Source organism: Streptomyces sp. OZ13, assembly GCF_052068155.1.
Classification (GTDB): domain Bacteria; phylum Actinomycetota; class Actinomycetes; order Streptomycetales; family Streptomycetaceae; genus Streptomyces.
Genome location: NZ_JBQHCZ010000001.1, coordinates 16130 through 42140, shown reverse-complemented (window position 1 = coordinate 42140; position 26011 = coordinate 16130). Strand labels below are relative to the sequence as shown.

The 26011-nt window shown below is 71.4% G+C and carries 18 protein-coding genes and 1 pseudogene; 8 read left to right on the top strand and 11 right to left on the bottom strand.

From position 1 onward, the window contains the following. The first annotated feature begins 359 nt into the window (after positions 1–359). A complete protein-coding gene (locus ACTMTU_RS00195) occupies positions 360–2618 on the top strand; it encodes an MMPL family transporter (protein WP_441261332.1) in 2259 nt (752 codons plus the stop codon). Between the two features lie 244 nt (positions 2619–2862). Here ACTMTU_RS00195 and mgt read toward each other — a convergent pair. Next, positions 2863–4138: pseudogene (mgt, locus tag ACTMTU_RS00190) on the bottom strand (macrolide-inactivating glycosyltransferase). Positions 4139–4444: 306 nt separating this feature from the next. On the opposite strand from mgt, the gene ACTMTU_RS00185 reads away from it, so the two are divergent. Further along, positions 4445–5803: an endo-1,4-beta-xylanase gene (locus ACTMTU_RS00185; protein ID WP_441261951.1), complete on the top strand. Its 1359-nt coding sequence runs from the start codon at positions 4445–4447 to the stop codon at positions 5801–5803. Positions 5804–6010: 207 nt separating this feature from the next. Here ACTMTU_RS00185 and ACTMTU_RS00180 read toward each other — a convergent pair whose 3' ends face one another. From ACTMTU_RS00180 to ACTMTU_RS00170, 3 genes are read right to left on the bottom strand one after another with little or no spacing between them, the layout of a single operon-like run. Continuing rightward, positions 6011–7315 carry an extracellular solute-binding protein gene (locus ACTMTU_RS00180; RefSeq protein ID WP_441261331.1) on the bottom strand — a complete coding sequence of 435 codons (1305 nt, stop codon included), beginning with the start codon at positions 7313–7315 and terminating at the stop codon, positions 6011–6013. Beyond that, on the bottom strand, positions 7315–8148 hold the full coding sequence (locus ACTMTU_RS00175; protein ID WP_441261950.1) for a carbohydrate ABC transporter permease: 834 nt from the start codon (positions 8146–8148) through the stop codon (positions 7315–7317). The genes ACTMTU_RS00180 and ACTMTU_RS00175 overlap by 1 nt, the downstream gene beginning before the upstream one ends. Before the next feature lie 5 nt (positions 8149–8153). Beyond that, a complete protein-coding gene (locus ACTMTU_RS00170) occupies positions 8154–9083 on the bottom strand; it encodes a carbohydrate ABC transporter permease (RefSeq protein WP_441261330.1) in 930 nt (309 codons plus the stop codon). Between the two features lie 146 nt (positions 9084–9229). Here ACTMTU_RS00170 and ACTMTU_RS00165 point away from each other — a divergent pair, with 146 nt between their 5' ends. Continuing rightward, positions 9230–10081 carry a phosphotransferase enzyme family protein gene (locus ACTMTU_RS00165; RefSeq protein ID WP_441261329.1) on the top strand — a complete coding sequence of 284 codons (852 nt, stop codon included), beginning with the start codon at positions 9230–9232 and terminating at the stop codon, positions 10079–10081. Here ACTMTU_RS00165 and ACTMTU_RS00160 read toward each other — a convergent pair. The 3 genes from ACTMTU_RS00160 to ACTMTU_RS00150 form a co-directional block, all read right to left on the bottom strand. Next, entirely contained in the window at positions 10078–10800 is a 723-nt protein-coding gene (locus ACTMTU_RS00160) for a 3'-5' exonuclease (RefSeq protein WP_441261328.1), read from the bottom strand. The genes ACTMTU_RS00165 and ACTMTU_RS00160 overlap by 4 nt on opposite strands. A gap of 91 nt (positions 10801–10891) precedes the next feature. Beyond that, positions 10892–12127: an SAV2148 family HEPN domain-containing protein gene (locus tag ACTMTU_RS00155; RefSeq protein ID WP_441261327.1), complete on the bottom strand. Its 1236-nt coding sequence runs from the start codon at positions 12125–12127 to the stop codon at positions 10892–10894. Positions 12128–12317: 190 nt separating this feature from the next. Further along, positions 12318–13040 (bottom strand): transporter substrate-binding domain-containing protein, encoded by a 723-nt coding sequence (locus ACTMTU_RS00150; protein WP_441261326.1) that lies wholly within the window; start codon positions 13038–13040, stop codon positions 12318–12320. Between the two features lie 196 nt (positions 13041–13236). Here ACTMTU_RS00150 and glgX point away from each other — a divergent pair, with 196 nt between their 5' ends. After that, a complete protein-coding gene (gene glgX, locus ACTMTU_RS00145; RefSeq protein ID WP_441261325.1) occupies positions 13237–15360 on the top strand; it encodes a glycogen debranching protein GlgX in 2124 nt (707 codons plus the stop codon). Positions 15361–15573: 213 nt separating this feature from the next. Further along, on the top strand, positions 15574–17931 hold the full coding sequence (treY, locus tag ACTMTU_RS00140) for a malto-oligosyltrehalose synthase (protein WP_441261324.1): 2358 nt from the start codon (positions 15574–15576) through the stop codon (positions 17929–17931). Here the strand turns inward: treY and ACTMTU_RS00135 are convergent. Next, positions 17882–18835 carry a LysR family transcriptional regulator gene (locus tag ACTMTU_RS00135; RefSeq protein WP_441261323.1) on the bottom strand — a complete coding sequence of 318 codons (954 nt, stop codon included), beginning with the start codon at positions 18833–18835 and terminating at the stop codon, positions 17882–17884. The genes treY and ACTMTU_RS00135 overlap by 50 nt on opposite strands. A gap of 130 nt (positions 18836–18965) precedes the next feature. Here ACTMTU_RS00135 and lpdA point away from each other — a divergent pair, with 130 nt between their 5' ends. Then, positions 18966–20375 (top strand): dihydrolipoyl dehydrogenase, encoded by a 1410-nt coding sequence (gene lpdA / locus ACTMTU_RS00130; RefSeq protein ID WP_441261322.1) that lies wholly within the window; start codon positions 18966–18968, stop codon positions 20373–20375. A 22-nt stretch (positions 20376–20397) separates the two neighbouring features. Here lpdA and ACTMTU_RS00125 read toward each other — a convergent pair whose 3' ends face one another. Continuing rightward, entirely contained in the window at positions 20398–20946 is a 549-nt protein-coding gene (locus tag ACTMTU_RS00125) for an FHA domain-containing protein (RefSeq protein WP_441261321.1), read from the bottom strand. Between the two features lie 296 nt (positions 20947–21242). Between ACTMTU_RS00125 and ACTMTU_RS00120 the strand changes: the two genes are divergently transcribed. Further along, entirely contained in the window at positions 21243–22139 is an 897-nt protein-coding gene (locus ACTMTU_RS00120) for a GNAT family N-acetyltransferase (RefSeq protein WP_441261320.1), read from the top strand. Between the two features lie 48 nt (positions 22140–22187). Here the strand turns inward: ACTMTU_RS00120 and ACTMTU_RS00115 are convergent, their stop codons facing one another. Then, entirely contained in the window at positions 22188–23573 is a 1386-nt protein-coding gene (locus tag ACTMTU_RS00115; protein WP_441261319.1) for a GH1 family beta-glucosidase, read from the bottom strand. Positions 23574–23681: 108 nt separating this feature from the next. Between ACTMTU_RS00115 and treZ the strand changes: the two genes are divergently transcribed. Then, the gene (gene treZ / locus ACTMTU_RS00110) at positions 23682–25427 is read left to right on the top strand and encodes a malto-oligosyltrehalose trehalohydrolase (protein ID WP_441261949.1); all 1746 of its coding nucleotides are present in this window, start codon (positions 23682–23684) and stop codon (positions 25425–25427) included. Between the two features lie 66 nt (positions 25428–25493). Here treZ and ACTMTU_RS00105 read toward each other — a convergent pair whose 3' ends face one another. Then, entirely contained in the window at positions 25494–26006 is a 513-nt protein-coding gene (locus ACTMTU_RS00105; RefSeq protein ID WP_441261318.1) for a hypothetical protein, read from the bottom strand. Between the last annotated feature and the right edge of the window lie 5 nt (positions 26007–26011).

Below are 26011 nucleotides of genomic sequence, written 5' to 3'. Positions count from 1 at the left end.
CAAGGCCTTCATGCAGCTGTGACTCAGTCAACAAGGTTTCGTAATAAGAAATCGGCCATGCCCTCCCAAGTCGGGCCGGACCTTCAAAGTGCCTTAGTTGTAAGGGGCTTCCATCGTCCTCGTCAGGGATGCGCACCGTCCCGGAGGAGGAGAAGGCGCCCGCCCCAACTCACCGTCCGGCAGGACGAGACGACCTGAAGACGCCCATAACTTCGAGTTGGGCGACGGGCCTTTGCGCAGATTCCTCACACACCCGCCTCACGCGCAGATCACGGATATGGGCATTCCCGCACGCCATTCACACATTCGCTCACATTCACCGGACGAACGCACCGGCACTACGAGGGGACTTGCCCGTCATGGGGAGAGCAGGAAGCGGGCCGCGCGGTATCGCCGCGCGGGCGGGGGGCTGGAGCGCGCGGCACCGCTGGGCCGCCGTGGGGATCTGGGTACTGTTCGTGCTGCTCGCCATGGTGGCGGGCTCGGCCGCGGGCACCGTCGAACTCAAGGACAGCGAGCAGCTGTCCGGCGAGACCACACAGGCCGCACGCATCACCGAGCAGGCCGGCATCGAGGAGCCCGCCTCGGAGAGCGTGCTCGTGCAGGCCGGGGACGGGGCGGCCAAGGCGGACGACCCCGCGTTCCGCGAGGCCGTCGCCGACGTCGTGCGGACGGTCGAGGGAACGGGTGAGGTCACGGCCGTGACGTCGCCCTACGAGACGAAGAGCATCTCGAGGGACGGCCGCAGCGCCCTGGTGCAGTTCGACGTGCGCGGCGACCCAGAGACCGCGAGCGAGCGGATCGACCCCGTGCTGAAGGCCGTCGCGGACGTCCAGGACCGGCACCCGGACCTGCGGGTCGAGGAACTCGGCAGCGCCAGCATGGGCAAGACGTTCGACGAGGCGTTCGGCGACGACTTCCGGCGGGCCGAGTTCTCCGCCGTGCCCGTCGCCCTGGGCATCCTGCTGATCGCGTTCGGAGCGCTCGTCGCCGCGCTGCTGCCGGTGCTGCTCGCCATCACCGCGATCATGGCGACGATGGGCCTGATGGGCGTCGTCAGCCATGTGATGCCGATGAGCGAGACAGCCAACTCCGTGATGCTGCTCGTCGGTCTCGCCGTCGGCGTCGACTACTGCCTGTTCTATCTGCGACGCGAACGCGAGGAGCGGGCCGCCGGCCGCGACGGTCGCACCGCCATCATGATCGCGGCGGCCACCAGTGGGCGGGCCGTCGTCGTGTCCGGTGTGACGGTGTGCGTCGCCATGGCGGGCATGCTCTTCACCGGCATCGGGGAGTTCGAGTCGATGGGACTCGCCTCGCTGATCGTGGTGGCGGTGGCGATGGTCGGCTCGGTCACCGTGCTGCCCGCGCTGCTGTCCCTGCTCGGCGAGCGGGTCGATAAGGGGCGGCTGCCCTTCCTCAACCGCCGCAAGCGGACCGCCGGTGCGCACAGCGGTGAGAGCCGGGTGTGGAGCCGCGTGCTCGGCGGTGTGCTGAGGCGCCCGCTGGTGTCCCTGATCGTCGCCGCCGGCGCGCTGGTCGCCGTCGCGCTGCCCGCCCTCGGCATGAAGACCCAGAACTTCACCCTGGACCAGGAGTTCGGCGACTCGGTGCCGATCGTGGCGACGTACGAGCGGATCAACGAGGCGTTCCCGGGCGGCGCCGACCCGGCGCAGGTCGTCGTCAAGGCGGACGACATCGACTCGCCGCAGGTACGGCAGGCCATCGCCGGCTTCCGGGAGCGGGCCGTCAGCTCCGGCGCGTCCGAGGGGCCGGTGGAGGTCGTCACCCACAAGGCGCAGAACGTCGCCTTCGTCTCCGTCCCGCTGGTCGGCGGATCCGACCAGGACCGGGCGGAGAAGAGCCTCGAGAGGCTGCGGGACGAGGTGCGGCCCGCGACCCTCGGCACGGTCGACGGCGTCGAGGCGCCGATCACCGGCCAGGTCGCCGGCTCCAAGGACTTCAACGACCAGCTGACCGGGGCGGTCGTGCCCGTGTTCGCCTTCGTCGTCCTCTTCGCCTTCGTCCTGATGCTGCTGTCGTTCCGCTCCCTGACGATCGCCGTCACCTCGATCGTCCTCAACCTGCTGTCGGTGGGCGCGGCGTACGGCATCCTGACCGCCGTCTTCCAGCACGGCTGGGGCGCTTCGCTGGTCGGCGCGGAGGGCGTCGGAGCGATCATCGCGTGGCTGCCGCTGTTCCTGTTCGTGATCCTTTTCGGGCTCTCGATGGACTACCACGTCTTCGTGGTGTCACGTATCCGTGAGGCGAGGGCCCGGGGCCGGAACACCCGCGACGCGATCACGCACGGCGTGGTGACGACGGCGGGCGTGGTGACGAGCGCGGCGGTCATCATGGTCGCGGTGTTCGCGATCTTCGGAACGCTGTCCATGCAGTCGATGAAGCAGATGGGCGTCGGCCTCGCGGCGGCGGTGCTGATCGACGCGACGGTCATCCGCGGGGTGCTGCTGCCCGCGATCATGGCGCTGCTGGGTGAGCGGAACTGGTACTTCCCGAAGTGGCTCCGCCGGCTTCCGGACATGACCCACGACGAGCCGCCGACGCCTGAACGGGGCCGGGCGGACGAGGCGCGGGGCGCGGACCCGGTCCACGTCTGAGGCGGGCGGGGGCGGGTTGCGCCTGCGGCGGGCTTCTCCCCTACCCGCCCCTTCCCGAAACCGGGCTCCGCCCGGACCCGTCCACCGCGCTGCGCGCGGTGGTTTCGGGGGCTCCGCCCCGGACCCCCGTGCCTCAATCGCCGGCGGGGCTGATTTCGCGCAGCGAAATCCAGCCCGCCCGGCGCTTGAGGGCACCGCGCGAAGCGCGGTACGGGTCCGGGCGGAGCCCGGTTCGGGACCCCGGCTACCCCACCGCCCCCGTCAGCTCCGCCTCGATCAGGTCCGCCGCACGGCGAGTACCGCCCTCCCCCGCCATCTCCGCCCGGATCGACGCGAGCCGGGCCGCGACCTCCGGGTCGGAGGCCAGCGACAGCACCGCCTCGCGCAGCTCCTCCGCGGGCGCCTCCGTCGCGACCCGTCGCGCCACTCCCAGTCCCACCAGCATGTCGGCGTTGCCGAACTGGTCGACGGCCTGCGGCACGGCCACCATCGGGGTGCCGGTGGCCAGGCCCTCCTGGCTGCCGCCCGCGCCGGCGTGGGTGATGAACGCGTCCGCCTGCCGCAGGACCGACAACTGCGGTACCCAGGAGTGGGCTTCCACGTTTCCGGGCAGCTCGCCGAGTTCGGCCTCGTCCACGTACCGTCCGATCTGGAGCACCATGTGCCAGCCGGGCAGGTCCCCGAAGGCCTTCACGCACTCGCGGTAGAAGGCGGGCTGCTTGGTGAAGGACGAGCCGAGGGAGACGAGGAGGACCTTCTCCGCGTCCGCGGGGCGCTTCCACTCCCCCTGGCTCGCCCGGTCGCCCTGGCACGCGCCGACGAAGGAGTACACCGACTCGTCCACGCGGTCGGCGTTCGGCTGGAGCACCCGGGGGATGAGGACGATGCTGCGGCGGGGCCGGCCGACGAACCGGTCGGGGTGCGTGGTGATCCCGTTCTCCGCGAGCCAGTCGGTGAAGCGCGCGTAGTACGCCTTGCCGCGCTCGGACGCCTTGAGCTCGGCGGTCATCGGTTCGGCGACCTCCTCCTCGTATCCCTCCCAGGCGACGAGGTTGGGCGAGAGGGAGACGGCGGGCACGCCCCAGCGGTGGGCGAGGACGATCGCCGGGTAGGAGGTGATGTCGTGGATGACGAGGTCCGGCTCGTCACCCTTGAACGCCTCGGCGAGCTGCGGCAGTACCTGGACGGCGTCGTTCAGGAAGGGCTCGATGTTGTCGATCAGTTCGGTGCCCCAGGCCTCGGGCTCCTCCTCGGTGGGGAGCGTGGAGCGGTAGACGACGGGCTTCGCCCCTGTTTCCGAGATCCGGTCGGCGTACGACTCCGGGATCGCGTAGCTGACGCGGTGGCCGCGGGCGACGAGTTCCCGGATCACTTCGAGACTCGGGTTCACATGCCCCGGGGCCGCGATGGAGAACATGGCGATGTGAGCACGCTGGGGTTCGGTCATACGGACCACAATAAGCGAGACGAGACGTCTCGTACAGCTCGGAATGGAATTGCGAAACATTCGAATGAGGAATCCCGGATCCGACCGAAACGCATACGATCCGGCCACGCTCACGCACCCCTTTTTCAGCAATGGCCAGCATCAATGCACCTCAGAGGCCACACCACGCCTTTTGAGCCAGTTGAATGTTTCGATAAGTTTCGAGAAATTTTCTGTTGACGGCGAATCAGGACCCTCGCATACTCTCCAGCGATCGCACCTCCCGCCGAGGCGGAATCAGCGCCTCGAGGCGGACGCAAGGCACCACGACAGGTCCATCCACCTTGCCCGGGCGGCATTCCCGTTCACCGCCCGGTCTCTGGCAGAAGAGGTCGCAGTGATCAGCAGATCCGCACGCCGACGTGCCCGCACGGCACTTGTGATGGGAGCGGCGGCCGTCATGGCCGCCGCCGGCACCGTCGCCATGGAGGGCACCGCGTACGCCGCCGGCACGCTCGGCGCGTCCGCGGCGGAGAAGGGCCGGTACTTCGGCACGGCCGTGGCCGCCAACCACCTGGGTGAGTCGCCCTACGTCTCCACCCTGAACACCGAGTTCAACTCGGTGACGCCGGAGAACGAAATGAAGTGGGACGCCCTGGAGAAGTCCCGCAATTCCTTCAGCTACGGACCGGCCGACCAGATCGTCAGCCACGCCCAGAGCCGGAACATGAAGGTCCGCGGCCACACGCTGGTCTGGCACTCCCAGCTGCCGAGCTGGGTGGGCTCGCTGAACGCGACCGAGCTGCGTTCCGCGATGAACAACCACATCACCCAGGTCATGCAGCACTACCGCGGCAAGATCCACTCATGGGACGTGGTGAACGAGGCGTTCCAGGACGGCAGCAGCGGCGCCCGGCGCAGTTCGCCCTTCCAGGACAAGCTGGGCAACGGCTTCATCGAGGAGGCGTTCCGCACGGCCCGCGCCGCCGACCCCGCGGCGAAGCTCTGCTACAACGACTACAACACCGACGGCCAGAACGCGAAGAGCAATGCCGTCTACAACATGGTCAAGGACTTCAAGCAGCGCGGCGTCCCGATCGACTGCGTCGGCTTCCAGTCCCACTTCAACAGCGCCTCCCCGGTGCCCAGTGACTACGAGGCCAATCTCAAGCGCTTCGCCGACCTCGGCGTCGACGTGCAGATAACCGAGCTGGACATCGAGGGCTCCGGTTCGTCGCAGGCCGACAGCTACAGCCGCGCCGTCAACGCCTGTCTGGCCGTCACCCGCTGCACCGGCATCACGGTGTGGGGCATCACCGACAAGTACTCGTGGCGCGCGAGCGGCACCCCGCTGCTCTTCGACGGCAACTACACCAAGAAGCCTGCGTACCACTCGGTGCTGGCGGCACTCGGCGGCTCGGGAGGCACTCCCGATCCCGGCAATCCTGGTGGCGCCACCTGCTCGGTCTCCTACCGGCAGACAGCCGCCTGGGGCGACCGCTTCAACGGTCAGGTCACGGTGACGGCCGGGAGTTCGCCGATCACCAACTGGTCCGTGAACGTGACCGTCGCCTCCGCCCAGGACATCGTCACCACCTGGAACGGCAGCCCGACCTGGGACAGCAGCGGCAACGTGATGACCATGAGGCCGAACGGCAACGGCAACCTGGCGGCCGGCAGCTCCACGAGCTTCGGCTTCACCGTCATGACCAACGGCAACTGGAACGCGCCCACCCTGGGCGCCTGCACCGCCTCCTGACCCTGCCCCTGCACCGCCCCCGTCCGGCGCGGCGACCATCTACCGGTCGCCGCGCCGTCCGTCGTGTACCGCGCCGTCGACCGGGACCGCGCCGAAAGCCGGCCGGCGCCGGTGCCGGGGGACGGGCCAGTCGGCCGTGCCGGAGCCGCCCGGCGGACGGAGCCGGTTGACCGGACCCATGTGCCGACGCGGCACGAGGCCCCGGCCTCAGCGCTGATACCGGGCCAGCACCAGGTTCCCGTCCCTCACCAGCCGCTCCTTCAGCTCCTTCTCGTCGATCGCACCGCTGTAGTACTCCTGGTACGCGGGTGTCGCCACCTTGTCCTTCCACTCCGGGTAGCCGCGCACCGACTGGGCCGGGGCCGACCGCAGATGCCGGGCCAGATCCGCGCCGGTCGCCCAGCCGTCCTTCTCGGTGTGCAGGGCCGGGTCACGAAGGGCCTGTGCGCCCGTCGGCAGCATCCAGTCGCCCCTGGCCAGCCGGACCATGTTCTGCGGGCGCAGCATGAAGTCGATGAACTGCGCCGCTTCCTTCTTGTGGGCGCTGTCCTGCGCGACGGAGAGCGTCTGCGGGCTGACCCCCTGGGCGGGCCCGCCCGGCCCCGCGGGCGCGGGCAGTACGGTCCACCGGAAGCCCTCCGGCGCCTGCTGGGCGATCTGCTGCCGGTACGAGAAGCCCAGCGGGACCATGGCGTACTTGCCGCCGAAGAAGCCGGGCAGGGTGTCCGACCCGCCCATGCCCAGCGTGCTGCGTGAGGCGCTTTTGTCGACGTTGACCTGATCGTGGATCGTGCCGGGCACGACGCCGTCGCCGTCCCTGAAGTCGATGGTGACCTTGCCGTCCTGCCCCCGGTGGAACAGCCTGCCGCCCGCAGAAAGACCCAGGTTGAGCGTGACGGACACGGGTTCCTTGAGCGGCCACGCGACGGCGTACTTCCCCTTGCCCATCTTCTGCGTCAGGTCCTTGGTGACCTGACGGAACTCCTCCCAGCTCCACGGCCTGTCGGCCGTGGGGACCCGGACCCCGGACGATTCGAGAATCTCGGTGTTGGCGATCAACACCCGCGGTTCCTGGAGGAACGGGACACCGTACACGCCGTCGCCGAAGGTCGTGGTCTCCCAGCTGTGCCGCGGAATGTCGGCCCTCAGGCGCTCGGGCAGCAGCTCTGTGAGGTCCGCGAGATAGCCCCCGTAGGCGAAGTCGGCGAGGTCGTCGGAGGCGTCGTGGATGATGTCGGGCGCCTCACCGCCCTCGAAGGAGGTGAGCAGCTGGTCGTGAACGCTGTCCCAGCTGCCCTGGACGTACTCGACCTGCACGTCGGGGTGGGCGGCGTTCCACTCCTGCACCAGTTCCTTGTTGGCGTCGACGGACTCCTTCTGCCAGGCGAGCGACTGGAAGCGGAGCCTGATCGTGCCGTCGTCGCGGACGGGGCCGTCCGAACAGCCCGTCATCAGCAGGGCGAACGCTGCGGCGGCCGCGAACAGCCGGCACCGTGTGCTGCGTGTGCGCATCAGCTCTTCACCGCCCCGGCCAGCATGCCGCCCGTGATCCGCTTCTGGATGATCGCGAAGATGACGAGTGAGGGGATCGTCGCGAGGAACGCGGCCGCGGCGAGCGGCCCCAGGTCTGCGACGCCCTCCGCGCCGAGGAAGTGGGTCAGCACGACCGGCAGGGTCTGCTTCTCCGGCGTCTTGAGCAGGACGAGCGCGAAGAAGAACTCGTTCCAGGCGGTGATGAACGCGAACAGCGCGGTGGCGACGATGCCCGGCGCCAGCAGCGGCGCGGTGACCGACACCAGCGTACGGAGCCGGCCCGCGCCGTCGACCGCCGCCGCCTCCTCCAACTCGCGTGGCACCGCCCGTACATAGCCGACGAGCATCCACAGCGCGAACGGCAGCGACCAGACGACGTACACCATGATCAGGCCGGACAGGGTGTTGATCAGCTGGAGGTTCTTCAGGACCAGGAACAGCGGAATGATCACCAGGACGAACGGGAAGGCCTGGCTGACCACGACCCAGCCTGTCGCCGCCGTCGTGAGCCTGCCCCGGCGGCGGGCCATCGTGTACGCCATGGGGGTCGCGATCACCACGGCGATCAGAGCGGCGGCGAGGGCCGCGACCAGACTGTTGCCGGCGGCCTGGAGCAGCGGCTGTTCGTCGAAGGCCTGCCGGAAGTTCGCCAGCGTCGGGTTCACCGGGATCCACGTCGGGTGCAGCGACCCCAGCTCGCGCGGCGGCTTGAACGCCGTGGAGATCAGCCACAGGAACGGGAAGGCGAGGAAGACCAGATAGCCGAGGAGCGCGGCGTACTGTCCGGCGCGCCCCGCCCTGCCGGTACGCAGAGCCGTCATGCGTCCTCGCCTCCCTTGAGCCGTCCCACCAGGTAGAAGGCGAGCATCACCGAGATGAGCGCGACCATGACGCAGCCCATCGCCGCCGCGTACCCGAACTGGCCGTAGCGGAAGGCCTGTTCGTAGGCGAACAGCATCGGCAGCCGGGTCCGGCCGCCCGGACCGCCGCTCGTGAGCACGTACACCAGCGCGAAGGCGTTGAAGTTCCAGATGAAGTTCAGGGCGGTGACGGCGAGCGCGACCGGTCTGATCGCCGGCCAGGTGACGGTACGGAACCGGCGCCAGGCACCCGCGCCGTCGAGGGCGGCCGCCTCGTGCAGTTCGTGCGGGGTGTTCTGCAGTCCGGCGAGCAGCGCGACGGTGGTCTGCGGCATGCCGGCCCAGATCCCGACGACGATCACCGCCGGCAGGGCGGTGGCGAGGCCGGTGAGCCAGTCGTGTCCGCCGCCCAGGCCCAGGTCCCGCAGAGTCTCGTTGAGGATGCCCGCGTCGGGGTTGTAGACGAGCCGCCACATGATGCCGACGACGACCTCGGGCATCGCCCACGGGACGATCGCCAGCGCCCGGGCGAGCCAGCGCAGCCGCAGCCGCTGGTCGAGCAGCAGGGCGAGGCCGAGCGCGAGCAGGAACTGCGGGACGGTCACCCCGACCGCCCACAGCAGACCGATCCTGAACGACTCCCAGAAGAGTGTGTCGTGGAGCAGGTCCTGGAAGTTGAGCGTGCCGATCCACTCGGTGGGTTCGGTGCGCCCGGCCTGGGCGTCGGTGAAGGCCAGCGAGATGCCGTAGAGCAGCGGTCCCACACTCAGCACCAGGATGGGGATCAGCGCGGGCAGTACGAGGAACCAGGCCCCGTGGTCCACCGCTCTCCCGGTGCTCCGGGCCGCCTTCCTCCCGGACCGCGCCGTTGCGGTCGCCGATATCACGTATTCGACTCCTTCGGGCGGCTGGTCACGGATTGTCCGGCCGCCCCGGCGGCCCCCGTCATCGTGCTGACGGGCCGTCGGTTCGTCAAGGCGACCTGCACGGATGCGAGACTTTGTCGGATTCACGACGGTGCTGGGAGAGGACGATGGACGAGACACGGGCACGCGAGGTGCTGACGGCAGCCGGTTTCCCGGCGGACGCGGCCTTGCTGGCGCTCGGCGAGAATGCCGTGTTCGCGGCGGACCGGACGGTGGTGAAGGTCGGCCGGGACGCCGAGACGCTGCCGCGGGCCGAGCGGGAACTAGCGGTCGCCGGCTGGCTGGAGAGCGCCGGGGTGCCGGCGGTACGGGCAGCCGAACCCGTGGCGCGGCTGGTCGACGGTCACCCGGTGACGGTGTGGCACCGGCTGCCCGACGCCGTACGGCCGGCGGGGCCGGCCGACCTCGCGGAACTGCTGCGCCTCTTCCACGCGCTCCCCGCCCCTCCCTTCGGGCTGCCCCGCCGGGAGCTGCTCGGCGGTGTCGAACGCTGGCTGCGGCTGGCGGGCGACGCGATCGATCCGGCCGACGCCGCGTATCTGCGGGAGCGTCGCGACGGGTTCGAAGCCGCCGCGGCCGGTCTCACCCCGCACCTCCTGCCGGGCCCGATCCACGGTGACGCGCTCCCCCGCAACGTCCTCGTGGGCCCGGACGGTCCGGTCCTGGTCGACCTGGAGACCGTCTCGTCGGACCTGCGCGAGCACGACCTGGTGGTCATGGCCCTGTCCCGCGACCGCTACGGCCTGCCCGCCGAGGCGTACGACGCGTTCGCCGGCGCCTACGGCTGGGACGTGCGGGAGTGGGAGGGCTGCGCCGTCCTGCGTGGCGCCCGCGAGACGGCCAGCTGCGCCTGGGTCGCCCAGCACGCACCGGCCGACCCCAAGGCACTGGCCGAATTCCGCCGCCGGGTGGCCTCCTTGCGCGACGACGACCCCGAGGTGCGCTGGTACCCCTTCTAGCCGACGACCGGCGCCGGCTCCCGCATCGGCCAGGAGGTGTCGATCACCGCGTCGGCGGTGCCCTTGCGGCGCAGGAAGCTCTGGAAGCCGACCGCCCACTCCGCGTACCAGTCGACCTGTCGTGCGTGCAGCTCCGCGACGGTGAGGGAGGCCACCGCGGCGTGCCGCTCGGCTATCGCGCAGGCCACCAGGACCGCGGCGCGGGCGTCGGCGTCGGCGTGGTGCGCGCTGCCGAGCACCACGCCGTATTCGACACAGACCGCTTCGAGGGTGCGCTTGCCCTTGCGGTAGCGGTCGACCGCCCGGTCGATCGTGTACGGGTCGATGACGGGGCCGATCGGTCGGCCGTCCAGCCGCTCGCCGAGCGAGGGCAGGCCGTGCCGCCGCAGCTCGGCCGCCAGCAGCGTGAGATCGAAGGCGGCGTTGTACGCGACGACCGGGACGCCCTGCCGCCAGTGGGCGGTCAGCGTGCCGGCGATCTCCTCGACCACCTCGCGCGCGGGCCGGCCCTCCGCGGACGCCCGCTCGTTGCTGATGCCGTGGATCGCGGACGCCTGCGCCGGAATGCTTATCCCCGGGTCGGCCATCCAGCCGTGGCTCCGCACCGGCTCGCCGGCCCGCAGCTCGACGACGGCCGCGGTGACGATGCGTGCGTCGAGCGGATCGGTCCCCGTCGTCTCCAGATCGAAGCCGACGAGCAGCTCGCGGTGCCAGGACATGGGTGCCCCCTTCTGTGTGGTGCGGTGGTGCTTCCCCCAGTTGACGACCACTCTCGCACGGGCCACTGACAGCCGGTTCGGACCGGGGCACTCAGGACACCGGACGCGAATCGGTCCAGACCGACTCGAACTCCTCGCGATATGTCTGGAAAAGCCCGGTCTCGGTGTCCTGTCCGGCACGCACGACCGAACGCCCGCCGCCCCGCAGCACCAGCACGGGGGCCTCCATGCCGCGGGCCCGGCGGAGGTAGGACTGGACGACGGCGAGGCCGTCCGGCCCGTCGCCGTCGACGAGGTAGGCGGTGAAGCGGGGGGTCTCGTCGAAGACCTGGATCTCGAAGGCGCCCGGGTCCCGCAGCCGGGACCGGACGCGCCGCATGTGGAGGATGTTCATCTCCACCGTGCGGCTCAGCTCGCCCTTCTTCAGGCCGAGTTCGCGCTCACGGCGCTTGACGGCGCTGCTCGCCGGGTTCAGGAAGAGCAGCCGGACCCGGCAGCCCGACTCGGCCAGCCGGACGAGCCTTCGGCCGGAGAAGTTCTGGACCAGCAGGTTCAGTCCTATGCCGATCGCGTCGAGGCGGCGCGCGCCGCCGAAGAGGTCCTCCGCGGGCAGCTGGCGCTGGAGCCTGACGCGGTCGGGATGGACGGAGACGACGTCCGCGTACCGGTCGCCGACCAGGTCCTCGACCGCGTCGACGCGGAGCCGCTCGGCGGAGGGGACCCCGGCGCCGTTGCCGAGTATCTCCAGCAGCCGGGACGAGGCGCGCTCGGCCTGGGCGAGCACGGCCTCGTTGAGCGCGCGGTTGCGGGAGACGACGTTCCTGGCGACCTCGAGTTCGTCGAGCGCCAGCTCGACATCGCGCCGGTCGTCGAAGTACGGCTCGAAGCAGGGCCAGTGCTGGACCATCAGCTCGCGCAGCTGCGGCAGCGTGAGGAAGGACAGCACGTTGTCGTCCGCCGGGTCCAGCAGATAGCCCTTGCGGCGGGAGACCTCCCGGACCGCGACGGCCCGCTGCACCCATTCCTGACCGGCCGGGCCGGCCGCGGCGACGACCCAGTCGTCGCCGTGCACCGGCTCGTAGATCGGACGCAGCACGGCGGCGACCACCGCCCGCAGCCGCTGTTCCACCAGATTCAGCCAGATGTAGGCGCGCCCGGCCCGCTGGGCACGTGTGCGTACCTCACTCCAGGCGTCCGCGCCCCAGTCCAGTTCCGCCCCGATCTCCATCGGCCGCGCGAGCGAGACCGCTCCTGGCGGGACCTCGGCGGAGTCTCCCCCCTCGTGACCCGTGTCACCGGGGGGTAGCTCCAGCCCTCCCGAGCTCACCCACGCACCGCCTTCCCTGCCCCCTTGAACGATCAAGGAAGCCTACTCCGGCCGCCGGAGCCGGTGCAGCCGGATCCGTCGGCAGATTCCCCAACTCACGTAACAATGCGCCTGGTTCCCTTCGAAGCCGGCTTCCCGGAGTGAGGGGATTCATAGCGTTGACGTTCACCGGCCCCTCACAGACCCGTGTCTACCCGGGTGGAGCGACCAGGTCGTCGGGCTGGTCGGCGCGCCTCAGTGCCTCGGCGACGAAGCCACCGGCCTTCAACTCCTCGACGACGTCCCGGAGGTAGCCGACGGTCTCCGGCCGGCGGTTCCTGGTGGTGCCGACCGCCTGCCCGATCTCCATGAACCTGCCGTCGACCAGCCGGAATCCGGGGTGGGCGGCGACGAATTCGGTCATCGGCTGCCTGATGCCGGCGGCGGCCTCCAGGCCCTGGGCGCGGAACTCGTCGATCCCGTCCTTCCCCCGGACGACGCTCGCGTGCCGGAGGGTGCGGGAGAGGAAGAGGTCGTAGGCGGATCCCTCCTTCACCCCGATCCGCACGCCGGGCCGGTCGACATCGGCGGCCGTGGTGAGCTCCGAGTCGCCGGGCACCGCAAACACACCTTCGATGAGTACATACGGTGCCGTGAAGGCGACCTCGGCCTCACGGGCGGGGTCGACGGCCAGGAAGCAGAGATCGGCGTGTCCCTCGGCCATGGCCCGGTACGACTTCCGGGCCGCGTCGAAGCAGAGCAGTTCCACCGGTACGCCGAGCCGGGCGCCGATCTCGCGTGCGAGGTCGACGGTGACTCCGGTCGGCCCGTCGGGCGTGCCCCTGGCCAGTACCGGGTTCCCCAGGTTGATGGAGGCCCGCAGTACGCCGCTCGGCGCGAGGTCCTGGACAACGGCAGCAGTCGCGGTCTTCATGGGCCGGAGTGTATTCCCGCCGCCGGCCGGGCCCGGCGGGGCCCCCGATCGGCTCATCTCCCCGCCTTTTTCGGTCCTTGTTCCGAGCGGTCACCCGGTAGGAGGGTACGAAGTCCTAGGAGCTTGCCCCACTTTGCGGGAGGATCTTGTCCGAGTAGCTCCCATTACCCGGATCAGAAATGGAAGAGTCGAATCTATGCAGGTCTGGCCGGGACAGGCGTATCCCCTCGGCGCGACGTACGACGGCGCCGGCACGAACTTCGCGGTGCACTCGGAGGCCGCACACCGGATCGAGCTGTGTCTGCTGCACGACGACGGTTCGGAGACGGCCGTCGAGCTGCGGGAGACCGATGCCTTTGTGCGGCACGCGTATCTCCCGGGCATCATGCCCGGCCAGCGCTACGGCTTCCGGGTCCACGGCCCGTACGAGCCGGCGCGCGGGCAGCGCTGCAACTCCGCGAAACTACTGCTCGATCCGTACGCGCGTGCGATCAGTGGCTCCATCGAGTGGAACGAGTCGGTCTACGGCTATCACTTCGGCCGGCCCGACTCGCGCAACGACCTCGACTCCGCACCGCACACCATGACGTCGGTGGTGGTCAACCCGTACTTCGACTGGGGTGACGACCGGCTGCCGCGCACCGACTACCACCGGACGGTGATCTACGAGGCCCATGTGAAGGGCCTGACCATGCTCCACCCCGAGCTGCCGCCCGAGCTCCGCGGCACCTACGCCGGGCTGGCGCACCCCGCCGTCATCTCGCATCTGACGGAACTGGGCGTCACCGCACTCGAGTTGATGCCGGTGCACCAGTTCGTGAACGACCACCGGCTGGTCGACGCCGGGCTGAACAACTACTGGGGCTACAACACCATCGGCTTCTTCGCCCCCCACAACTCCTACGCCTCCTGGGGCGACCGCGGCGAGCAGGTCCTCGAGTTCAAGCAGGCCGTGCGCGCCCTGCACCAGGCGGGCATCGAAGTCATCCTCGACGTGGTCTACAACCACACCGCGGAAGGCAACCACCTCGGCCCCACCCTCTCCTTCCGCGGCCTGGACAACGAGTCGTACTACCGGCTCATGGAGGACGACCGCCGGTACTACATGGACACCACCGGCACCGGGAACTCGCTGCTGATGCGCAGTCCCCATGTGCTCCAGCTGATCATGGACTCGCTGCGCTACTGGGTGACCGAGATGCACGTCGACGGGTTCCGCTTCGACCTCGCCGCGACGCTCGCCCGCCAGTTCCACGAGGTGGACCGGCTGTCGTCGTTCTTCGACCTGGTCCAGCAGGACCCGGTGGTCAGCCAGGTGAAGCTGATCGCGGAGCCTTGGGACGTGGGCGAGGGCGGCTACCAGGTCGGGAACTTCCCGCCGCTGTGGACCGAGTGGAACGGCAAGTACCGCGACTGCGTGCGCGACCTGTGGCGGGGCGAGCCGCGGACGCTCGCCGAGTTCGCGTCGCGGCTGACCGGCTCCTCCGACCTGTACCAGGACGACGGCCGGCGCCCGCTGGCCTCGATCAACTTCACCACCTGCCACGACGGCTTCACCCTGCACGACCTGGTCTCCTACAACGACAAGCACAACGAGGCCAACGGCGAGAACAACCGCGACGGCGAGAGCCACAACCGGTCGTGGAACTGCGGCGCGGAGGGCGAGACCGACGACGAGGGTGTGCTGGAGCTGCGCGAGCGGCAGATGCGCAACTTCATCGCGACGCTGATGCTGTCGCAGGGCGTGCCGATGCTCAGCCACGGCGACGAGTTCGGGCGCACCCAGGGCGGCAACAACAACGCCTACTGCCAGGACAACGAGATCGCCTGGGTCCACTGGCCGGAGCCGGGCGAGGACGAGGAGGGGTCGCTCCTGGCCTTCACCAAGACGATGGTGTGGCTGCGGCGCGACCACCCCGTCTTCCGGCGGCGCCGGTTCTTCCACGGCCGGCCGGTGGAGGGGACGCACGACGAGCTGACCGACATCGCCTGGTTCACCCCGCAGGGCGACGAGATGGTCGCCAGGGACTGGCAGGCAGCGCACGCCAAGGCGCTGTCCGTCTTCCTCAACGGCCACGCGATCTCCGAGCCGGGGCCGCGGGGCGAGCGGATCTCCGACGACTCGTTCCTGCTGATGTTCAACGCGAGCGCGGAGGAGCTGGACTTCACGGTGCCCGTGAGCCACGGCGAGGAGTGGCAGGTGGTCGTCGACACGGCGAGCAAGGTGGGGGTCCCGCCGGGCAACGGCCCGATGGTGTCCGCGGGCGACGAGCTGCGGCTGGTCGGCCGGAGCATGACGGTGCTGCGACGGCCCGCCTAGGCAGGGGTACGGCGGCGGGCGGGCACGACACACCCGCGCCGCCGCCGGCGCACCCGCCCGCGCCGCCGCCGGCGCACCCGCCCGCGTCGCCGAGCACGCCGCACGAGCGCCGGCCCGACGGCGCGCCCGCACAGGTCCGCAGTTCACCCGATCGGCCGACACCACCCCCGGGGCCGGGCGCAGGAACCCCTCCGGCCGGGTACGTATGTTCGCATGACGCCCACCGCCACGTACCGGCTCCAGCTCCAGCCCGGTTTCCCGTTCTCGGCCGCCGCCGCTGCCGTGCCGCACATAGCCGCGCTCGGCGTCTCCCATCTGCATCTGTCGCCGGTGCTGGAGGCGGTGCCCGGTTCGACGCACGGCTACGACGTGGTCGACCACAGCCGGATCCGCGAGGAGCTGGGCGGCGAGGCGGGCCTGCGGGCGCTGTCCCGTACGGCGAGGGAACACGGCCTCGGGATCGTCCTCGACATCGTCCCCAACCACATGGCCGCTGTGCCGCGCCACAACCGGGCGCTCTGGGAGGTGCTGCGCGAGGGGCCGAGGTCGCCGTTCGCGCGCTGGTTCGACATCGACTGGGAGGCGGGTGACGGGAAGATCCTGCTCCCGGTGCTCGCGGGGCGCGTCGGCGACGAGATGGACAAGATGCACGTCGAGGGCGAGGTCCTGCACTACGGCGAGCAGCGCTTCCCGCTGCGGGGGACGACCGGCCACCTGCCGCCGGCCGAACTGCTCGACGCCCAGTGGTACCGCCTGTGCTGGTGGCGGCTGGCCCGCACCGAGCTCAACTACCGCCGGTTCTTCACCGTCTCCGAGCTGATAGGCGTCCGCGTCGAGGACCCGGAGGTGTTCGACGCGACGCACGCCAAGATCGTGGAGCTGGTGCGGGACGGTGTGGTCGACGGCCTGCGGGTCGACCACCCGGACGGGGTCGCGGACCCGGAGGGATATCTGCGGCGGCTCGACGAGGCGACCGGCGGGGACTGCTGGATCGTCGTGGAGAAGATCCTCACCGGCGACGAACCGCTGCCGGCGGGCTGGGCCGTCGCCGGGACGACCGGGTACGACGCCCTGCGGAAGATCGACGGCGTGTTCACCGATCCGGTGGGCGCCGCCGAACTCGCCGCGGACCACCAGCAGTTCACCGAGGCGTCCGAGGAGCTCGGCGGCCGCTGGGAGGCGACGCAGCGGCACGCCGCGTACGAGGTCGTGACCCGTGAGCTGGCGGCGGAGACGGCGATACTCGTCCGCCTCGCCGGCCTGGTGTGCGCGGCCGGGCCCCGGCTGCGCGATCACGCGCCGTGGGCGCTGCGGAAGGCCGTCCGGGAGCTGCTCGTCCGCGTTCCCGTCTACCGCCCGTACGGCGTCGGGGACGAGGCGGCGCTGACGGAGGAGGCCGCGGCCGGCGCGAGGGAGACGTTCACCGTGCCGGAGGAGGCGGCGGCCGTGGACGTGGTCAGGGACCTGGCCCTCGGACGTCTCGGCTCGGGACCGGTCCATGAGGCGTTCCGCACCCGCTTCGCCCAGACGGCGTCGGCGCTGCGGGCGAAGTCCGTCGAGGACAAGGCGTTCTACCGGTACGGGCCGCTGCTCTCCGCGAACGAGGTCGGCGGTGACCCCGGCGATCCGGCGGTCGCTCCCGACGCCTTCCACGCGTACTGCGCGGGGCTCGTCCGCGACCGGCCCGCGACCGGCACCGTACTGACCACGCACGACACCAAGCGGAGCGCGGACGTCCGGGCGCGCGTCGCGGTGCTCTCCGAATGCCCGGAGCGCTGGGCCGACTTCCTCGCGCAGATCACCGAGGAGGCGGAGGGCCTGCCCGGCGGCACCGCGCCCGACCCGCTGGTGGCGTGGACGGTGTGGCAGACGGCGGTCGGCTTCACCGTTCCCGACGCCGGCCGCCTGGAGACGGCGCTCCTCAAGGCCGTGCGGGAGGCGGGGCTCCGGACCAGCTGGACGGAGCCGGACGCGGCGTACGAGAAGGCGGTCTCCGCGTTCGTCGACGCCGGTCCGGCGGGACAGGCGCAGCACTCCGTCGCCCGGTTCGTCCACGAGCTGGCCCCCTATGCGCGGGCGAACGTGCTCGGCGCGACGCTGCTGCATCTGACGATGCCGGGAGTGCCGGACGTCTACCAGGGCTCCGAGCGTGAGTTCCTGGCACTGGTCGACCCGGACAACCGCCGCCCGGTGGAGTTCGGCGGTCCGCCCCCTGACGGGCTCGACGCGGAGAAGATGGCGCTCACCACGGCGGCCCTGCGGCTGCGTCGCGCAGCTCCCGAGGTGTTCGGCGCGTCCGGGACGTACACCCCGCTCACGGCACAGGGGCCGGCGGCGGACCACTGTGTGGCGTTCTGCCGCTCGGGCGAGGTGGTCACGGCGGTGACGCGCCTGTCGCTGCGGCTGGAGCGCGAGGGCGGCTGGCGGGACACGGAACTGGCGCTGCCGGCGGGCCGGTGGGCGGACGTCCTGTCCCCGGAGCGGGAGTTCACCGGCGGCCCGGTCCGCGTGTCCGACCTGTTCACGCGCCGGCCGGTGGCCCTGCTGGTACGGGAAGGCGGCGTGCGGTAGCAGTCCGACGCGCGGGCCCGTCCCCCGCGGCGGGCCCGCCCGTCAGCAGGTCGACGAACGCCGCGGCCGCACCCGTCGGTTCCACCCGCGAGAACACCGTCAGTGCCCGCCGCCACGGCGGGTCCGCGGGGAGGACCACACAGTCCTCCCCCACCGCTCCGCGCACCACGTGCACCGGCGCGGCAGCGACCCCCACCCCGGCCGCCGCCATCCGTACCGCGGAGGAGGTGTGCTGGGTCCACACCGCCGTGCGGGGCCGGAAGCCGGCCTTTCCGCAGGCCCAGTCGAGGAACCGCATGCCCTCCACCTCCGGCTCCATCGCGCAGCGCACCCACGTGTGGTCCGCAAGTTCCTCGAGTCGGACGGAGGCGCGGCCCGCGAGGCCGTCGTCGAAGGGGACGACGAGCACGATCTCCTCCTCGTCGAACGGGACGACCGGGCCCGGCCAGTGCCGTGGCGCGGGCCCCACCGCGAGGTCGGCGGTGCCGCGTTCGATCTGCTCCTCCAGGGCCTCGGTCGTGCCGTATTCGTGGAGGACGAGCGCCACGCCGGGGTGTTCGCGCCGCCAGCGGGCGAACAGGTCGGGGAGCACGCCGACCGCGACCGCGTGGAGCGCGGCGATGTGCAGTTCGCCGCCCTCCGCCCCCGCCGCCGCCCTGGCCGCGCGTCGCGCCTGGGCGGCGCTGCGGACGGCGAGTTCGGCGTGCGGCAGGTAGGCCCGGCCCATCTGGGTCAGCCGGACTCCTCGTGGCAGCCGTTCCAGCAGCTCTCCGCCGACGGACCGTTCGAGCGCCTTGATCTGGTGCGACAGGGCGGGCTGCGTGACGTGCAGCAGTTCGGCGGCACGGGTGAAGGAGGACTCCTCGACGACGGTGAGGAAGTACTCCATCTGCCGAAGGCTCACGCCGTCCTCCATAGACGCTGTGAAACGGGCGCCGCACACAGCCCTCACGGTCTCCCATAGACGCTGTGCATCGATGTCACAAGAACATTGCCTTGGACTCATGGCAAGGGCGGAACGGACAGTGGGAGCCATGACACAGACCCGTGAGACCGACGTGATCGTGATCGGCGGAGGGACCGGCGGCTATTCGACCGCGCTGCGGGCGGCGGCCCTCGGTCTGGAGGTCGTGCTCGCGGAGCGCGACAAGGTGGGCGGCACCTGCCTGCACCGAGGCTGCATCCCCAGCAAGGCGATGCTGCACGCCGCCGAACTGGTCGACGGGATCGCGGAGGCCAGGGAACGCTGGGGCGTCAAGGCGAGTGTCGATTCCGTCGACTGGCAGGCTCTGGTGGCGACGAGGGACGACATCGTGTCCCGCAACCACCGTGGCGTGGCGGGCCATCTGTCACACGCCGGGGTCGAAGTGCTGTTCGGAGCCGCGCGGTTGACGGGCACGCGGAACGTGCGGGTGGAGGGGCACGGGGAGGTGACCGCGCGCCGCGGCCTCGTGCTCGCGACCGGCTCCAGGCCGCGTACCCTGCCCGGTCTCGCGCCGGACGGGCGGCGCGTGGTCACCAGCGACGACGCCCTGTTCGCACCGGGGCTGCCACGGTCGGTGCTGGTGCTCGGCGGCGGGGCGATCGGGGTCGAGTACGCGTCCTTCCACCGCTCCATGGGCGCGGCGGTGGTGCTCGTGGAGGCGGCGGAACGGCTGGTCCCGCTGGAGGACGCCGATGTGTCGCGCCATCTGACGCGTGGTCTGAAGAAGCGCGGCATCGATGTGCAGACCGGCGCCCGGCTGCTCGAGACGGCCGTGCTGGAGGACGGGGTACGGGCGACGGTACGGACCGCACGCGGCGAGACGCGCACGGTGGAGGCGGAGCGGCTGCTGGTCGCGGTGGGACGCGAGCCGGTGACTGACGGCCTCGGACTGGCCGGTGCCGGTCTGACGACGGACGCGCGCGGCCATGTCGCCCCTGCCGACTTCTCACGCCTGGAGACGGCGGTCCCGGGGATCCATGTGGTGGGCGACCTGCTGCCGCCGCCGTCGCCCGGTCTCGCGCACGCGTCGTTCGCGGAGGGCCTGTTGGTGGCTGAGGCGCTCGCCGGTCTCCCCACGCGGCCCGTGGACTACGCGGCCGTCCCCCGGGTCACGTACTCCTCGCCGCAGACGGCTTCCGTGGGACTGGGCGAGGCGGAGGCCCGGGCCGCCGGCTTCGAGGTGGACGTCAACACGATGCCGCTGACGGCGGTCGCCAAGGCCATGGTGCACGGGCAGGGCGGGATGGTGAAGATCGTCGCCGAGCGCGGCGGCCGGGTGCTCGGCGTCCATCTCGTGGGCCCGCACGTCTCCGAGATGATCGCCGAGAGCCAGCTGATCGTCGGCTGGGACGCGGAACCCTCCGACGTCGCCGCCCACATCCACCCGCATCCGACCCTGTCGGAGGCGGTCGGCGAGGCGTTCCTGACGCTCGCGGGCCGCGCACTGCACCAGCAGTAGGGCCGGTGGTGGGGCCGCGGGGTCAGCGGGCGGTGAGGCGGTAGCTGACGCTGCCGAAGCCCACCATGTCCCCGTCGTTGACGACGATCGAGCCGGTCACCCGGCGGCCGTTGACCGTGGTGCCGTTCGTCGAGCCGAGGTCGCGCAGAACCCACATGGTGCCCTGGTGGCTCAGTTCCGCGTGCAGGCGCGAGACGGTGTCGTGGCTGAGCCGCAGGCCGTTGGCCGGGTCACGGCCGATCCGGAGCGGATAGGGGCCGGGCTCGGGCAGGAGCAGCGGCGGCAGCTTCTCCGCCTGCCAGGCCCGGCGCAGCCGGACGGAGAACGCGGAGACCTTGCCGACCGCGCGGTAGAGCCGGCGCGACCAGCGGCCCTTGTCGACCAGGTCGGCGGTGAGGGCGTCCAGTTCCTCGGTGCGGCGTGCGGCGAAGGCCAGTTCCATGCGTTGCACGAACGTCTCGTGCGACAGCCTGCCCTGGGCCGCGCCCTCTCTCAGCACGTCGAGGACACGCTCACGCTCGGCATCGGAGAGCCGCGCGGGGTACGTGTTGGACTCGAAGGAGGACGTCACGTTCCAGATTGTCGGCCCGAAGGCCCCGAGGTGTCCAGACGAAGCGGTTTCCGAGCCCGCCCTGACCTGCACGGAAGCATCAATTCCGGCACAGTGGCGGCCGGTTCCGCCCCTGGCGCGTGCCGGAAAGAGCTGGACGGGCCGCCGGCCGGCCCCCTATTGTGACGATCACGCCACAAACGACGGAAGGAGGCGAGTGCCGTGTACACCACACCGTTCCCGCGCTCCCGCCCCGTCCGCCCGGCGTCCGCAGTCTGACCGGGAGCGCGCAAGCATCTCTTCCGGAGGACATCCTCATGACCGACACGGTCATCCGCGCGCTCGGTGAGAGCGACGCACATCTCTTCGACACCCTGCCCGACCCGCTCGGCGTGGGCCGGGCCCTCTCCCGCGCGACGCACCGCCCCGACTGGAAGCGGGTGGCACTGCGTGACGGCAAGGTGGTCGCCAGGGCCGCCTGGTGGGGCGGCCCCGACGACACGTCACCCGTCAACGTCAACTGGTTCGACGTCGCGGAGGGCGAGGAGGAGTCGGGCGCCGAACTGCTGCGCACCTCCCCCTTCCAGGTCGAGTACGAACTGATCCTCCCCGCCGGCTGGCGCGACGACGCGGCCGTCCGCGCGGCCGGTGAGGCCCGTATGAGGGCGGCGAAGGCCGCCGGCATGGAGGTGCTGGTCGAGCGGTACCAGTACCGGTGGACGCCCGGATGCGGGCTGCCGGAGCGGCCCGGGCGGCTGGTGTTCCGCCCGGAGCCGGACGACGCCGTGTTCTTCGACGCGCTGCGCCGCATCCACTCCGTGACGCTGGACGCCCACGCGCTGCGGGCGGTCGCGGAAGGCGGCCTCGACAAGGCCGCGCGGGAGGAGATGGACTTCTTCAACTGGTGCCCGTCCCCCCGTGAATGGTGGCAGGTCGCCCACACCCCGGACGGCGACCTGGTGGGCATCCACATCCCCGCACGCAATCCGTCGGGGCCGTGCGTCGGCTTCATCGGGGTGGTACCGGAGCACCGCGGCCACGGATACGCGTACGACCTGCTGGCGGAGTGCACGCACTTCCTCGCGGAACAGGGCGCCGAGTTCATCGCCGGTGCCACCGACCAGGGGAACTTCCCCATGGCCGCGAACTTCACCAAGGCCGGCCACCCGGTCGTCCAGGAACGGGTGCACTTCGTGCCCGCGCCCCGGAACTGACCACGCGCCGCAGGGGTGTCCGCGTCGCGGGCGCCCCTGCGGGGACGGTCAGTGGTCCGGCTCGCCCTTCTGCGCGGCGATCATGTCCCGGTACCAGTGGTAGGACGCCTTCGGCGTGCGCCGCAGCGTCTCGTAGTCGATGTGGACGAGACCGAAGCGCCGGGACGCACCCTCGACCCACTCGATGTTGTCGGTGAGCGACCAGGTGAAGTAGCCGCGGACATCGGCCCCCTCGCCCATGGCCCGGTGCAGGGAGCGCAGGTGGGCGTCGAGGAAGGCGATGCGGCGCCGGTCGTCGAGGCCGTCGTAGGAGCAGCCGTTCTCCGTGATGATCACGGGCGGCAGCCGGTCGCCGTAGCGTCCGCCGAGTGACCCGAGCAGTTCCCGCAGTCCGTCGGGGACGACGGGCCAGCCGAAGTCGGTGCGTTCCTCGCAGTCGATGTCCCGCAGCCCGAAGGGGAGTCCGGCGGGCATGCCCACTCCCGCGAAGCCGCCCGGGGCGTCGTCGGCGGGGGCGCCGACGAGCATCGGGTGGTAGTAGTTCACGCCGTAGAAGTCGAGCGGCTGGGCGATGACGGTGAGATCGTCGGCGACCGGACCGGGCATCAGTGACGCGAAGTTCTCGTCGGGATAGGCGCCGGTGAGGAGCGGATCGGCGAACAGCCGGTTGGTGATCGTGTCGTACAGCTCGGCGGCGAATCGGTCCTCCTCGGTGTCCCCGGCCGTCCACACCGGCGAGTGGGAGACGGCGAGCCCGACGCTCCGCGCTCCGGCGGCCCGCAGGGCCGTCACGGCGAGCCCGTGGGCGAGCAGTTGGTGGTGGGCGGCCGGCAGCGCGTCGAAGAGCAGTTGCTTCCCGGGGGCGTGCTCGCCGAGCGCGTAACCGAGGAGGGTGACCTCGGCCGGTTCGTTCAGGGTCATCCACAAGGGGACGCGATCGGCGAGCCGCTGTGCGACGGCCGAGGCGTAGTCGGCGAACCGCAGGGCCGTGTCCCGCCGGAGCCAGCCGCCGGCCTCCTCGAGCGGGAGCGGGGTGTCCCAGTGGTAGAGGGTGGGTGCCGGGGTGATGCCGTGGGCGCAGAGTTCGTCGACGAGCCGGTCGTAGAAGTCGAGGCCCCGCGCGTTGACCGGACCGCTGCCGCCGGGCACGACCCGCGGCCAGCTCACCGAGAAGCGGAACGCGTCCGCTCCCAGCCCGGCGAGCAGGGCGACGTCCTCGCGGTAGCGCTCGTGGAAGCCGGTGCCGCGGGCGGCGTCGGAGCCGTCCTTGATACGGCCCCGGGCGGCGAAGGCGTCCCAGCCGGACGGTCCCTTGCCGTCGGCGTCGGCCGCGCCTTCGGTCTGGAAGGCGGACGCCGAGGCTCCCCACAGGAAGCCGGGCGGAAAGGCGGGCATCGGCTCCATCGGCTCCATCGGTTCCTGCGGCATCGACATGGTTCGTGACCTTAATGGCCCAAGCACACCGCCTGAAGACCTTGGTCTTGCCAGGATGTGGGGACGGAACATGGGTCGATGGCCATCGACGACGAGGGGACGCCAGTGCTGCTGTTCGAGGTGTGGGCGCCGAACGCCGAGGAGCGGGTCACTCTGTGGCTGGAGGGTGCCGAGCACCCGATGGAGCGCGCGCAGGGGCGGGACGGATGGTGGGTCGCGGAGGCGCCGGCGGAGGACGGGGCGCGCTACGGCTTCTCGCTGGACGGGGGCCCCGTACGGCCGGACCCCCGCTCCCGCCGCCAGCCCGACGGCCCGGACGGCCCCAGCGCGGTCTTCGACCAGGACCGGTACGGCTGGCGGCGGGACTGGCCGGGGCGCGGACTGGAGGGCGCGGTCCTGTACGAGCTGCACATCGGCACGTACACCACAGAGGGGACGCTCGACGCCGCCGCGGAGAAGCTGGGCGAGCTGGCCGAGCTGGGCGTCACGCATGTGGAACTGATGCCGCTGTGCTCCTTCCCCGGTGTCCACGGCTGGGGTTACGACGGGGTGTCGCCCTGGGCGGTCCACGAGCCCTACGGCGGGCCGGAGGCGCTCAAGCGCTTCGTCGACGCCGCACACGGGCACGGTCTCGGCGTGGTCCTCGACGTGGTGCACAACCACCTGGGCCCGTCCGGCAATCATCTGCCCGCGTTCGGCCCGTACTTCACCGACACCCACCACACTCCGTGGGGTTCCGCGGTCAATCTGGACGCACCCGGCTCGGACGAGGTGCGCGCCTATCTGCTGGGCAGCGCCCTGGCCTGGCTGCGCGACTACCGTCTCGACGGGCTGCGGCTGGACGCGGTGCACGCGCTGGCCGACGACCGGGCGCTGACGTTCCTCGAGGAGCTGTCCGCCGCCGTCGACGGGCTCGCCGGGGACCTCGGCCGCCCGCTGTTCCTGATCGCCGAGTCGGACCGGTGCGACCCGCGGACGACGACGCCGCGCACGCAGGGCGGCATCGGGCTGCACGCCCAGTGGAACGACGACTTCCACCACGCCCTGCACACCGCTCTGACGGGCGAGTCGCAGGGCTACTACGCGGACTTCGCCCGTGCGCCGATGGCCGCGCTGGCGAAGACACTGACCCGCGGCTTCTTCCACGACGGCACGTACTCGGCCTTCCGCGGCCGGACGCACGGGCGCCCGGTCGACGTGGTCAATACGCCCGCGCACCGTTTCCTCGGATACGCGCAGACGCACGACCAGATCGGCAACAGGGCTCTCGGCGACCGCCTTTCCGCCACCCTCTCCCCCGGCCTGCTGGCCTGCGCGGCGGTACTGGTGCTCACGGGCCCGTACACGCCCATGCTCTTCATGGGCGAGGAGTGGGGCGCCTCGACGCCCTGGCAGTACTTCACCGACCACACCGACCCGGAGCTCGCGGAGGCCGTACGGGCGGGCAGGCGGAGGGAGTTCGCGGCGCACGGCTGGTCGGCCGAGCAGGTGCCGGACCCGCAGGACCCGGCCACCCGGGAGCGTTCGTGCCTGGACCGGTCGGAGCGGGAGCGGGAGCCGCACGTCCGGCTCCTGGAGTGGTACCGCGAACTGATCGCCATGCGCCGCGCGCTGCCGGATCTGTCGGACCCGGACCTGGCGGCGGTGAAGGTGGCCTTCGACGAGCAGGCCCGATGGCTGGCGTACCGGCGGGGCGATCTGCGGGTGGCGGTCAATTTCGCCAAGGAGACCGCCGCCATCCCGCTGGGCGGCGGCGGCCGGATCGCGGCGGCGTGGGGCGACGTCGTCCCGCCGGAGGGGGACGGGGTGCTGCACCTGCCGCCGCAGAGCTGTGCGGTACTCGCCGACTCCTGAAGGCCGTCGCGCTCGACCGTGCCGGGCCGCCGGGGTCCATCCGTGCGGCAGCGGCAAGCGGCACCGTCAGCGCCGGCCGGAGCCGTACGAGCTGCGGCACAGGGCGGTGACATCGGCGTGCGTCACCCCGTCGGAGGCCTCGCACAGGCTGCGCATGTCGTAGCTCGTGCGGGGCCGCGGCGGCCGGGGACGGGGCGCCGGGCGCTGCGTCCGCCGCTCGGGTGCGGCGGCGCGGCGCTCGGGCCGCACGGGGACGGCACGCGCGGGGCCCGCGGCGGGGCGCCGCGGCCGCAACCGCCGGACGGGCTCCTCCGCCGCCTTCCTGCCCTCCCCCTGAGCCTTCGGACCGCCCCGCTCCTTCGCCTTGCCCTTCGGGCGCTCCTCCGGACCGGTGGAGGCCAGTGCCTCGCGCGCCGACGGCTGGACGACGCGGCCCGGCACGACGGGCGCCGGCGACCGGTCGCCGGCCGGGGCCAGGCTCGGCGCCGGTGCGGGCCGTGGGGCCGTCGGCACGGCCACGCAGCCGGTCACACCGAGCAGGAGAAGAGCGAGGGAGGCCAGGATCCGGGGAGTGCGCATCCGCC

What these genes read in the sequence shown, in the direction of transcription:
- ACTMTU_RS00195 (WP_441261332.1), top strand. Translation starts at nt 360, where the DNA reads ATGGGGAGAGCAGGAAGCGGGCCGCGCGGTATCGCCGCGCGGGCGGGG.
- ACTMTU_RS00160 (WP_441261328.1), bottom strand. Translation starts at nt 10,800, where the DNA reads ATGTCCTGGCACCGCGAGCTGCTCGTCGGCTTCGATCTGGAGACGACG.
- ACTMTU_RS00180 (WP_441261331.1), bottom strand. Translation starts at nt 7,315, where the DNA reads ATGCGCACACGCAGCACACGGTGCCGGCTGTTCGCGGCCGCCGCAGCG.
- ACTMTU_RS00165 (WP_441261329.1), top strand. Translation starts at nt 9,230, where the DNA reads ATGGACGAGACACGGGCACGCGAGGTGCTGACGGCAGCCGGTTTCCCG.
- ACTMTU_RS00120 (WP_441261320.1), top strand. Translation starts at nt 21,243, where the DNA reads ATGACCGACACGGTCATCCGCGCGCTCGGTGAGAGCGACGCACATCTC.
- ACTMTU_RS00105 (WP_441261318.1), bottom strand. Translation starts at nt 26,006, where the DNA reads ATGCGCACTCCCCGGATCCTGGCCTCCCTCGCTCTTCTCCTGCTCGGT.
- treY (WP_441261324.1), top strand. Translation starts at nt 15,574, where the DNA reads ATGACGCCCACCGCCACGTACCGGCTCCAGCTCCAGCCCGGTTTCCCG.
- ACTMTU_RS00150 (WP_441261326.1), bottom strand. Translation starts at nt 13,040, where the DNA reads ATGAAGACCGCGACTGCTGCCGTTGTCCAGGACCTCGCGCCGAGCGGC.
- lpdA (WP_441261322.1), top strand. Translation starts at nt 18,966, where the DNA reads ATGACACAGACCCGTGAGACCGACGTGATCGTGATCGGCGGAGGGACC.
- ACTMTU_RS00115 (WP_441261319.1), bottom strand. Translation starts at nt 23,573, where the DNA reads ATGTCGATGCCGCAGGAACCGATGGAGCCGATGGAGCCGATGCCCGCC.
- glgX (WP_441261325.1), top strand. Translation starts at nt 13,237, where the DNA reads ATGCAGGTCTGGCCGGGACAGGCGTATCCCCTCGGCGCGACGTACGAC.